This window comes from Nostoc sp. 106C, from assembly GCF_002154725.1.
In the GTDB taxonomy this organism is placed as follows: domain Bacteria; phylum Cyanobacteriota; class Cyanobacteriia; order Cyanobacteriales; family Nostocaceae; genus Aulosira.
In genome coordinates, this window is the sequence record NZ_MTAW01000197.1 from 1 (window position 1) to 10,847 (window position 10,847).

12 protein-coding genes are annotated in these 10,847 nt (G+C 40.9%); 5 read left to right on the forward strand and 7 right to left on the reverse strand.

From position 1 onward, the window contains the following. Window positions 1-562 precede the first annotated feature (562 nt). The gene (locus tag BV375_RS29800; RefSeq protein WP_086767234.1) at window positions 563-1,450 is read left to right on the forward strand and encodes a lipid kinase; all 888 of its coding nucleotides are present in this window, start codon (window positions 563-565) and stop codon (window positions 1,448-1,450) included. A gap of 153 nt (window positions 1,451-1,603) precedes the next feature. Then, entirely contained in the window at window positions 1,604-2,209 is a 606-nt protein-coding gene (locus tag BV375_RS29805) for an exopolysaccharide biosynthesis protein (protein ID WP_086767252.1), read from the forward strand. Between the two features lie 140 nt (window positions 2,210-2,349). Here BV375_RS29805 and BV375_RS29810 read toward each other — a convergent pair whose 3' ends face one another. Beyond that, the gene (locus BV375_RS29810; protein WP_086767236.1) at window positions 2,350-3,336 is read right to left on the reverse strand and encodes a cyanophycin synthetase; all 987 of its coding nucleotides are present in this window, start codon (window positions 3,334-3,336) and stop codon (window positions 2,350-2,352) included. Window positions 3,337-3,943: 607 nt separating this feature from the next. Here BV375_RS29810 and BV375_RS29815 point away from each other — a divergent pair. From BV375_RS29815 to BV375_RS37820, 3 genes are all read left to right on the forward strand, one after another. Beyond that, complete coding sequence (locus BV375_RS29815) at window positions 3,944-4,180, forward strand: hypothetical protein (RefSeq protein WP_086767238.1); 237 nt, start codon at window positions 3,944-3,946, stop codon at window positions 4,178-4,180. Window positions 4,181-4,269: 89 nt separating this feature from the next. Further along, window positions 4,270-4,464, forward strand: a complete 195-nt coding sequence (locus tag BV375_RS36325; RefSeq protein ID WP_143842252.1) for a hypothetical protein — start codon at window positions 4,270-4,272, stop codon at window positions 4,462-4,464. A 417-nt stretch (window positions 4,465-4,881) separates the two neighbouring features. Then, on the forward strand, window positions 4,882-5,214 hold the full coding sequence (locus BV375_RS37820) for a hypothetical protein (RefSeq protein ID WP_086767240.1): 333 nt from the start codon (window positions 4,882-4,884) through the stop codon (window positions 5,212-5,214). Between the two features lie 13 nt (window positions 5,215-5,227). Here BV375_RS37820 and BV375_RS29825 read toward each other — a convergent pair whose 3' ends face one another. The 6 genes from BV375_RS29825 to purS form a co-directional block, all read right to left on the reverse strand. Continuing rightward, window positions 5,228-6,631 carry a ferredoxin:protochlorophyllide reductase (ATP-dependent) subunit N gene (locus BV375_RS29825; protein WP_086767242.1) on the reverse strand — a complete coding sequence of 468 codons (1,404 nt, stop codon included), beginning with the start codon at window positions 6,629-6,631 and terminating at the stop codon, window positions 5,228-5,230. Between the two features lie 152 nt (window positions 6,632-6,783). Further along, entirely contained in the window at window positions 6,784-7,527 is a 744-nt protein-coding gene (locus tag BV375_RS29830) for a DUF5331 domain-containing protein (protein WP_086767244.1), read from the reverse strand. Between the two features lie 31 nt (window positions 7,528-7,558). Next, the gene (gene bchL, locus BV375_RS29835; RefSeq protein ID WP_218776744.1) at window positions 7,559-8,425 is read right to left on the reverse strand and encodes a ferredoxin:protochlorophyllide reductase (ATP-dependent) iron-sulfur ATP-binding protein; all 867 of its coding nucleotides are present in this window, start codon (window positions 8,423-8,425) and stop codon (window positions 7,559-7,561) included. A 712-nt stretch (window positions 8,426-9,137) separates the two neighbouring features. After that, window positions 9,138-9,392 carry a TIGR02450 family Trp-rich protein gene (locus BV375_RS29840; protein WP_086767246.1) on the reverse strand — a complete coding sequence of 85 codons (255 nt, stop codon included), beginning with the start codon at window positions 9,390-9,392 and terminating at the stop codon, window positions 9,138-9,140. A 137-nt stretch (window positions 9,393-9,529) separates the two neighbouring features. Beyond that, entirely contained in the window at window positions 9,530-10,207 is a 678-nt protein-coding gene (gene purQ, locus BV375_RS29845; RefSeq protein WP_086767248.1) for a phosphoribosylformylglycinamidine synthase subunit PurQ, read from the reverse strand. Between the two features lie 167 nt (window positions 10,208-10,374). After that, window positions 10,375-10,653 carry a phosphoribosylformylglycinamidine synthase subunit PurS gene (gene purS, locus BV375_RS29850; RefSeq protein ID WP_086767250.1) on the reverse strand — a complete coding sequence of 93 codons (279 nt, stop codon included), beginning with the start codon at window positions 10,651-10,653 and terminating at the stop codon, window positions 10,375-10,377. Window positions 10,654-10,847 lie beyond the last annotated feature (194 nt).

Here is a 10,847-nt window from a genome sequence, read left to right on the forward strand (position 1 = left end):
TTTTTCTTTTGATTCTTTTATTCAGAATACCCGGAAAGTGACAGAAGAGGGATAACACCTACGGAAGAGCCAATAATTATAATCATCTAAATTATCTATGCCGATTCTTTCTATAAAGATATACTTATGCCAATCAAAAACATAATTTTTGGTTGATATTATAATATTAGAATGAATCCCAGTATTAGAAATACAAATAACCAAGTTACAATTTTCTTTTGGCTGATAACTCCATTTCCTAGGGATGAATACACAAACAGCTAATAAAGCTAGACTAAATAGGCACAATCTATAAAAGTAACGCCGATATAAAAAACAGCGAGCCAGTAAATTCTGAGTAAATTTCATAACAGCCCCAATAGGTTTTGTAATTAAGCTTATGCAGCCAAAAGTTACAGAGGAGCCAGGTTTCCCGGCGGAGGAACGCCACTTTGCACAACGGGGAGACAGCGCCGCCCTATGAGCCTACCTGGGAATCCCTGCAACCAAGTAGCTTAACTTTTCAAGACAGAGTGTATAGAGGTTGATAATTCGACATCTAAAAATATAAAAGGTAATAACCATGAGTCCCCGCGCACTGCTGTTAGTAAATCATCATGCTCGCCAAGGAAAAAAACGTCTCACAGAAGCGATTGAATGTTTAAAAAAATCAGGCTTTGATTTGATTGAGGAATCTACAGAACATCCCAACCGTTTGACTGAAATTATTCGTCACTACCGAGATCAAGTTGACTTAGTAATTGTTGGTGGCGGTGATGGCACACTCAATGCCGCAGTAGATGCTTTAGTCGATACGCAATTACCTTTAGGTATCTTACCTTTGGGAACTGCTAACGATTTAGCCAGGACTTTAGGAATTCCCAATTCCTTAACCGAAGCGTGCACAATTATTGCCACCGGAGAGCAGCGACGCATTGACTTAGGACGAGTAAATGGCAAGCATTTTTTCAACGTCGCCAGTATGGGACTGAGTGTGAAAATCACTGAGCGACTTACCAAAGAAGTAAAGCGCCGCTGGGGAGTATTCGCTTACCTCGCCACAGCATTACAAGTAATGTGGGAATCTCGACCCTTTAGCGCCGAAATTCGCATCAACGGTGAATCAATTCACGTGCGAACAGTACAGATTGCTGTAGGCAATGGTCGCTATTATGGCGGTGGCATGGCAGTTGCTCACGATGCCACAATCGACGATCAAAGGCTTGATCTCTACAGTTTAGAGATTAATCATTGGTGGCAAATCATACCCTTACTTCCGGCTATGCGACAAGGACGACACATAAAATGGCGCGAAGTCCGGGCCCTTCAGGGTCAAGAAATGGAAGTTTATACTCGAAAACCACGTCCTATTAATACTGATGGAGAAATAACCACCTATACCCCTGCCCATTTTCACGTTATTCCTAAAGCTGTAACTGTGTTTGTCCCATCAGGAGGAGCGCAGCTTTAATTTTTAAGTGTTAGATTGGCAAAACAAAACAAGTTGAAGATAAATAAAATTTGATTTTTTACGGAAATATTTGTAGAACAAATGTATACATTGATAAAGCGATTTACTTAACTAAAGTTGGGTATTGTGGAAAATCGCCAAGACTCAAGCCAAATGCATCTCAGATTTTCTCAAGAAATTAAGTCATTATTGCAAAATTTAGCCGAACAGCCGCTAACCCTAGGAGAGATTCTGGCAAAAACTTCCGAACGGGGCTTTAGCTTGGTGATTGCATTGTTAGTATTGCCCTTTTTGTTTCCCATGCCACCCGGATTAACTGGGCCATTTGGTGCTGCTTGCTTGCTGTTATCGACGCAGATGGTACTGGGAAGGCGATCGCCTTGGCTACCCAAAAAAATTGCCAACTACAAATTTCCTCGCCGCTTTGCCCAATTATTGTTGCATAACCTGCGACGAGTTACGAGGATATTAGAAAAAATTGCTCGTCCCCGGTTAGCAAAAATAGCAAATAGTCATTGGGCTTGGCGATTCAATGGGTTTTGTATCTCGTGGTTAACCGTATTACTGATTTCACCAATTCCCTTAACTAATCCTATCCCTACCGTCGGTATTTTACTACTAGCAGTTGCCACAATCGAATCTGACGGATTATTGATGTGTATCAGCTACATAGTTACTGTCTTAATTACAGGACTATTTGGATTTATTGGTTATGCACTGTGGTTAGCTCCGAGTTTGTTGCCATCTATTTTTAAATAATAAAAGTCCCCAACTTAAAGCTGAGGACGTAATTAAAATTAAGGTGCATCTACCATTTCTATATCCATGAAGATTTTGCGATATCGGGAGGAATTCATCTAATTAGAAAATTTTTATCTTTTGACTCCCGCATCTAGGTACTAATTCTCCATTGCTTGAAGAACTTTGAGATATAAATTTTCTACTCTCTGAGTTTGCAGTTCACCAAACGAGGCGTAGTTCTGTAAGCCAGGAGACCCATTTACTTCAATAATTATATAGTCTCCCATTGGCTTAGTTATATCGTTTGTAATAATATCTACACCTACTAATCTTAGTCCCATATCTTTTGTAATATTAATTGCCAATTTTTGAAAATCCGCATGGATACTTTCAGTTAAATCTATTGCCTCACCGCCACTCGATAAATTTGCATTGTCCAAAACATATACAATCGTATCTTTTGGTATCACACTGTCAAAAGTTAGTTTTTGCCTTTGTAATTTTTTTTTAATTCTAAAATCTTCTAAATCTATAATTTTTCTGCCATTTTTATTCAGTAATAACTGCTTTCTCTGCAAAAGTTCCCAAACACTTGATCTACCATTCCCTACTACAAATAAGGGAATTCTTTGGTAGGTAATAATTACCTCTTCATCTAGTACTAAAATCCTGTAGTCATTACCAACATGGAATCGCTCGACAATGAATCCTGAGGTTATTTGCAAGATTTTTTTAGCTACTTGATAGTATTCTCGCTTATTATGAACTTTGGTCACTAATCTACCTTGACTTAGATTCAGCGGTTTGACAATTACAGGAAATCCTAGCGATTTAGCATAATCAAAGCCATCATCTATATTTCTTAATGTGTCTATTTTTTTACATAAGTGCTCGTTAAAAAATGTTTTACCCTCAGGAACTTTATATCCAAAATGCTTCAGTAAAAAACTAGAGCAACCTTTATCTTTTGCAATCTCTGCTGCACCAAAGCCATTAATATTAAATTGCGTAGAACGAAAAACAGTTTTTTTCCCATTTTTAAAAGTAATGTGCCCAACAAATTTACATTCTGGATCTACTATTAGTATTGCTCCTATTTGCTCAACTACTCTTTGAAGTATTGATACTATGAATGGTGTCTTCATTTTTATAAAGTCTAGTTTTAAACCTAAAAATATTTACATAATTTAAGCGATCGCTCTAAAGAAATGTTTGGGCATTGAAAAAAATCACACAGGCGTAATCCTGGTGATGTTTATCCTCCTGCCTTGATGTTAAGCTGTGATTATCTTAATTACTGAGTGAAAAATAGACACAATATATATTCAAGTGCTATGTACTAAATTGTCAATCCTACAATTTGTTTCAAAACTCTTCAGTAGGTGATTTAACATAAAAATTTTATTTTTTTCAATGCTCTTAACAAAGAAATCTCTGGCTCATCAGGGGTAAGACCCATTTTATTGCGCGATCGCGACTGCCGATAGTGGTGCAGGGCCTTGTGCCTCTTCAACGATGCTAAAGTCCCTTTTTTTACCATGTGATGAGGGGTATTACCCTCTATTTGCCACCAGCATTCTAACAAATACTAGGCGCTAAATATTAGTTTTAACTAACATTTAACACTAAGTGTTGACAAGCCAAAAATAATGTATTAATAAGGGTGCATCAATATTTAAGAGGCGTTAGTAGAATATCCCTGCCAAGAAACTTACTAATGCCCTTGACTTAACTCCTATGGATATCTAGATCATGCCACAAAATACCGATTACGATTCCACCACAGAAAATCAAGCGAAAGCTTACAGAAAACGTCTTAATGCTTGGGCCATCAGCCGTATTGTGCCTAATATGGAACCAGTGATTGTGGCTCGATTCCGCAGTCGTTCTGATGCAGACGGATATTTACGGCACTTACGCCAGGTGATTCCTAACACTAGCTTCGAGATTATTGTTGATTATCAACGTGATGAAGCTGTAATGCCTTAGAGCATTGATTCAATATTCATAGGTACTTGCTACAGAAAGATGAGAAAGGCAAGGGAGAGAAGGTGAGACAGATGCTCTCTTGGTAGGGTTTGCAAAACCCTCCGGGTGACGCTCCTTCTCCCAAAGGGAGACGCTACGCGAACGTCGCTAACACCAGTTCCCTAGGTTGGGAAACCCGCCTACCCTACGGTAAAGCTTGCGACGACCAAGTCGGGGAAACCTTTCGGCAGTTTTTACAACAGAGAAAATTCCTTCGGGTGACGCTCATACCTCGCTACTGCTAACGCCAGTCGCCTAGGTTAGGAAATCTACCTACCCTACCCTGCGGGAACCCTCTTTGAGGGAACAGGAATGGCTACTCTGCGAGAACGCCTCCGGCGAACGCCGAACAGTGCTGGACTCACCACTATGGACTGGCTCCTCCGCAGGCGAATGCGTTATACCATTTCACCTTAATAATGATACAAACACGCGCTTCCGGGTTTAGCAATGCTCATACGTGTCAACTTAACGCGAAACCCTGTTACCGCAAGGAACTGAAGTTCCTTGCTAATAGCAAAAGCAAAAGTCATCTTTAGATGAGTAAATATCCTCAAAATCTTGAGTCTACTTCAGTAGACTTGGACTATTAGCCTGAGAATTCATTCTCAGGCGGATGGCAAAGCTAAGACAGAGGCTATTTTTAGCTTAAGTTGACACCAATGAGCAATGCTAAACCCCTACGAAAAATTTATTTGTATCAGGATTTTCGGGAATTGGTATTAGTGAGAAACAAGCGTGAGCTTTATCTAAAGGGAAGACAAACAAGAAATCTCTTTAATAACAGGGAACTGGCAAGAATATTTCCTATTCCCCAATTGAAGCAAGAGTTCTTGGTTGCCTGTTCCTCTTGTCATAATTCCCTCATGCCCTATTTCTCAAATAATTTGAAGATTACTGTATTTAGTGTTTTAGAAAACTGGAAGGGTAAGTTTTATCTGAGGCGGAAAAAAGGCGAACTTTGCGTTCGCCTTTTCTCATACGGTGTTGTTTGATTAAACCTAAATTCTAAATTTTTGCTTCTTCTCTGACCAACTTATCCCAACCTAAATCTTTTAAGCTGTTATTTCGACGTAAGGGACGAGTCACTAATTCCAGAATGTCACGAGCATTGCCAAAGCCATGAATTTGCGCAAAGGTGAACTCCACAGACCACTTGGTATTAATACCCCTAGCTTCAAGCGGGTTGGCGTGAGCCATACCAGTAATTACCAAGTCTGGCTTCAAGTCATAAATGCGCTGAACTTGGTTGTAATTATCTGGCTTCTCAACAATTTTCGGCAGGGGTACACCCATTTCTTTACAGGTTTGCTCTAGTAGCGCCAACTCAGCGGCTTGATATCGCTTGTCCATGTAAGGAATACCAATCTCGGAAACTGTCATCCCACAGCGCACCAAGAAGCGTGCTAAGGAGACTTCCAGTAAGTTATCACCCATGAAGAATACAGATTTGCCGCGAATTAGTTTTACGTATTCTTCCAAGCCTGCCCAGATTTGTGCTTCTCGTTCATCCAAACCCTTGGGTGTAATGCCGAAAACTGAGCAAATTTTCTCAATCCAAGCACGAGTACCATCAGGGCCAATAGGGAAGGGTGCGCCGATGAGTTTGCATTTACGACGACGCATTAAGGTAGTAGCAGTACGACTCAGGAAAGGGTTGACACCAGCAACGTAATAGCCTTCTTCCAGCACTGGCAGTTCAGTGAAGCGCTTTGCGGGTAGCCAGCCGGAAACTTTGATGCCTTGCTTCTTCAGTTCTAGAGTTAACTGAGTTACTACAGGATCGGGAAGGGAGCCGAAAAGAACCAACGGTGGATGATCTACATATTCCGATTCTTCTTCAACTACTTCTTCTTTTTTCTTACCAAAGTTGAGTAGTTTGGAAATAGCGTTACGTTCGTTCTTGTCTGTTTCTGTCACAGGAGCTTTATCAGGACAACGATTAGCCATAGCAGCTAATACAGTGTCTTCTCCTTGGGTGAAGGCGTAATCTAGACCATTAGCACGAGCAACGACGATGGGAATACCAAGTTCACCTTCCAGCTTGGGAGCCAAGCCTTCCAAGTCCATTTTTATAATTTCAGTAGTGCAAGTGCCAATCCAGACAATTACACTAGGATTGCGATCGCGTTTAATTTGCAAGCACAATCGCTTTAACTCTTCATAATCATTCAGCTGTGCCGAAATATCTCCTTCTTCCAACTCTGCCATTGCATAACGGGGTTCAGCAAAAATCATTACCCCCATCGCGTTTTGTAGGAAGTACCCACAAGTCTTGGTTCCAATCACCAAAAAGAAACTATCTTCAATTTTTTGGTATAACCACGCCACGCAGCTAATTGGGCAAAAGGTGTGGTAATTTCCAGTTTCGCATTCAAAGTTTAAAGCTTCTGGTTGTTGAGCGACAGTCATTTTGGTTGTTTCTCCCCTTGATTTTTAAAGCGAACAAGGCAGGTGAATATAGGGCAGGTATGTGGGGAAAGAATGATTCTCCCCCCAGATTCCCGTGATGTGGCACATAGCACCAGCCAGCAATCCCTAAATTCAACAGGAACGCTAATAATTTAAGCGTTGGGGAAGAGACGGGCAATTTCGGATTCATCAAAAACGCCAGCTGGCAGTTCTTCCCCTAAAAATTCATTGTTGCCATCACCTTTTTGCAGTGCTGTTTCGTCACCCCAGACATCTGATAACACGTCACTAAAAGCGTTCTCGTCTGTTGAGTTGAGATCCTCAAGTACTTGGTCATCCAGCTTGATTTCTGATGTGGTAGTCGTATCGAAGGAAATCTCACCAAACTCATCTACATCTACACTGGATGCATTTTGGGACTCATCTTTTGAGTTATGCCCGTTCAGTCCATTTGAGATTTGATGAGCAGCATCCACGATTGTAAATTCTTGAGCAACCGCCGCATCCGCAAAACTATTGAGATGAGCATTGCTAGATGTTTCATCTTGGAGGTTGCCATCAATGATAGCTACTGCATCATGCCGATAATTTTCTGAATCTAGCTTGGGGATATAACGGTTACCAAGAGCAATGTCTGGGTCGAAATGTAAATCCAGTACTTCAATTAGGGTATCAGCGTCAGGATTCAGTCTGGAAAAGGGTAGCATTAATTGCGCGAGTTTTGGCTCTAACGCATTCACAACTCCCAGGATGAGGTAAGAAGGTGGTCGTTTCCCGCCATCAGGGGTATACACTGATTCCACCTCCATGTGAAGAGTAATCCAGTCACGATTCGTCTGGAAGAACAGTAACCACTTTTGCTTTATTGAATCTGTAAAGCTATGAAAGAAAGCCATATTATTTCCCCATCCTGAGAATTTAGATGATTTATACAATCATCAAGTCTAATTCCTCTTCCGGATTCCGTACCTGGGGTTTACTCGGATTTAAATAAAAATCTGATAATAAAGAGAACAATTCCCGATCTTGGGCATCATTCGGTACCACACCTTCTGGGCGTGCCAGAATTTGGTCGGCAATGTTGAGATAGTAATCGCAAACGTAGTTCAAAGATGGGTCAGATTCTGCCATTTCAAACAAAGTCTTACCCTTAACACGAGAAACGCGGATATCTTCAATTAAAGGCAGGACTTCCAAAACTGGCATTGGTACTGCTTCTATATATTTCTCGATTAAATCCCGCTTGGAGGTACGATTACCAATTAAACCAGCTAGACGTAGTGGGTGAGTCCGTGCTTTTTCTCTAACTGAAGCCGCAATACGATTGGCAGCAAATAAAGCATCAAAGCCGTTGTCGGTCACAATCATGCAGTAATCTGCATAGTTTAGTGGTGCTGCAAAACCACCGCAGACAACGTCACCTAGTACGTCAAAAAGAATTACGTCGTAAACATCAAAGGCATTAAGTTCTTTAAGTAATTTCACGGTTTCGCCAACAACGTAGCCACCGCATCCAGCACCAGCGGGGGGACCACCTGCCTCAACGCAATCGACACCACCGTAGCCTTTATAAATTACATCTTCTGGCCAGACATCTTCGTAGTGGTAGTCCTTTTCTTGCAGGGTATCGATAATCGTTGGAATTAAAAATCCTGTGAGGGTAAAGGTACTGTCATGCTTGGGGTCGCAGCCAATTTGCAGCACTTTCTTGCCGCGTTTTGCTAGGGCGACTGAGATGTTACAGCTAGTTGTGGATTTGCCGATTCCACCTTTTCCATACACTGCTAGTTTCACTGTGGTTTGCCTCTTATAGTTTTTTGTCAAACTTGTGGCTGAAACATTTGCCTTCACCTAGCCTGAGATGGCGATGCGTGAGGTCTTGTCGTTGTCATTATTGTCCAAATCACAAGGAAAATAAAGGGGCTTTAAATATGAAAAACGGCTATATATGACGCTTTAGAACCAATTAAGTGATTATTATCATATAAATCAATTTAAAAGCTTATATAAGCAATAAAATAAAATTTTAAAAATTTTTAACTCTTATTTATATAAAAATAGTTACAAAAAACAAAAAGCTAAAATCTAGTTTTTTCAATACTTTTGATTGAATTAAATGATGCTCATATCCGCATATGAGATTTAATCAACCTCTACGTCAGAGGTGAATATAGAGATTTACTCTCCTACGGTGGAAATACCAAAACAATCATCAATAGCAGTAAAATGCCAGTTTTTCCTCAACTGTAATCAAATATCTAACTGCTGTTTTTCAGCAAGTGCTTTATATATGCAACAAATTATTAAATTTTCAAATATCGGTTAGACCTGATTAAATAAATCAGCACTAAAGCAATAGTGCGCTCGCCAATCAACTTACATATTTACACCGATAGCTTGGTAGGAAACTGAAAACTTTAGTTACTTATAATACAAGCTATCAGCTAATTGAAGCCAAATCTGAGTTGGGCATTGTGCCAAGATATCCTGTGGCTGGCGCGGCAAATCAGGAAACATCGTCTTCTAGTTGTGCTATTTCTTTTAATAGTTGCCAGCCAGGTTGCCACTGGGAGTTATCTTGTAACAATTTAGCATTGATCCAAAAACGAACTTTTGGATCGCAAGCCGCAACCATTTCAGCGTAAACCCAATTACCTTGATTTTTGCGGTTAACGACTTGGAAATGCCGCCAACCATCTACCTTGTGCTGCGCTGTCCATTTAGAACCTAGAAGATAAGGAAATTTCTGCTTTTTAGTCATTTGTCTGTTGTCAGTTGTTTATTGTTACCCTTGCTGCTGTGCTAAGAGGTAAACCCATAAACATTCTAGGTAAAAGTTTGACAATGCAATTGCATCGTAAATACTGTAGAGACGCGAAATTTCGCGTCTCTGTAACACTAGGCGATCGCTGCCACCTTGTCCAACAACCCTTGAAATAGTCTCAACCCATCACTACCGCCTAAGATTGGGTCAGAGGCTCTTTCAGGGTGAGGCATCATGCCCAAAACATTGCCCTGACGGTTACAAATCCCGGCAATGTTGTTTAATGAACCGTTGGGATTCTCGCCTGCATAACGGAACACCACTTGCCCGTTATCTTCGAGTTCTGCCAGAGTAGCTTTATCAGCATAGAATCGCCCCTCGCCGTGAGCAACAGGCACAGTGATAATTTCACCAGGTGCGTAAGCTTGCGTCCAAGTCAGATTGGTACGCTCAACTTTGAGAGGAAGGCGATCGCATATAAAATGCAAATCCTGATTCCTAGCCAATATCCCTGGCAATAAGCCAGCTTCCGTTAAAACTTGAAAACCATTGCAAATACCTAAGACAAACTTACCTTTTTGAGCATGTTCGACAACCTGCTGCATTACCGGCGAAAATCGTGCGATCGCACCGCAACGTAAATAATCCCCGTAACTAAAGCCACCAGGTATGACAATCACATCCAAATCAGCAATATCAGTCTCTTGATGCCAAACCATGCGAGTCGGTTGCTTTAGCAAGTCTCTGGTTACATAAGCAACATCGCGATCGCAATTAGAACCCGGAAAAACTACAACGCCGAATTTTGTCATTGGTCATTTGTTATTAATCATTCTTACAAAGTTCTGATCGGAGGAAACCTCCGCTCAGACTTTGCGCTTTGTCATTGGTCAAGGGTGAAAAAGCAATGGGCAAGAGTTAATAATTACTGATTATTTCTCCCTTGTCCCACTACTCCCTGCTTCCTAGACTCTAGCTTCTAAAACACTCCCGTTTGGGTTTCGACTTCTATCAATTCAAAGCGATAATTTTCAATTACCGGATTTGCGAGCATTTGGTCACAGATGCGCTCAAGGTCTTGACGTGCTTTAACCTCTTGCGTTGAGGTGATGGTCAATTCAATGTACTTACCAATCCGCACTTGTTCAACGTTGTCGTAGCCCATTTGCTTGAGGCCAGATTGTACAGCCACACCAGCTGGGTCTAAAACAGAAGGACGAAGTGTCACGAAAATTTTGGCTATATACTTCCTTTGCATAGGCGTTCGCTGAATGCTGCGATCGCTATACTATAACTTTCTGTTCCAACTGAGTGAAAATAAGATTACGAAGCGACTACAGTTAATTTATTAGTTATACCAATTTGAAAAATGATTGCGACAGATGGAAATCTGAAATGCTTATCCAATAGATGTTTCACAATCCCGTCTCTTGCTACAACGCGGCGGCACTT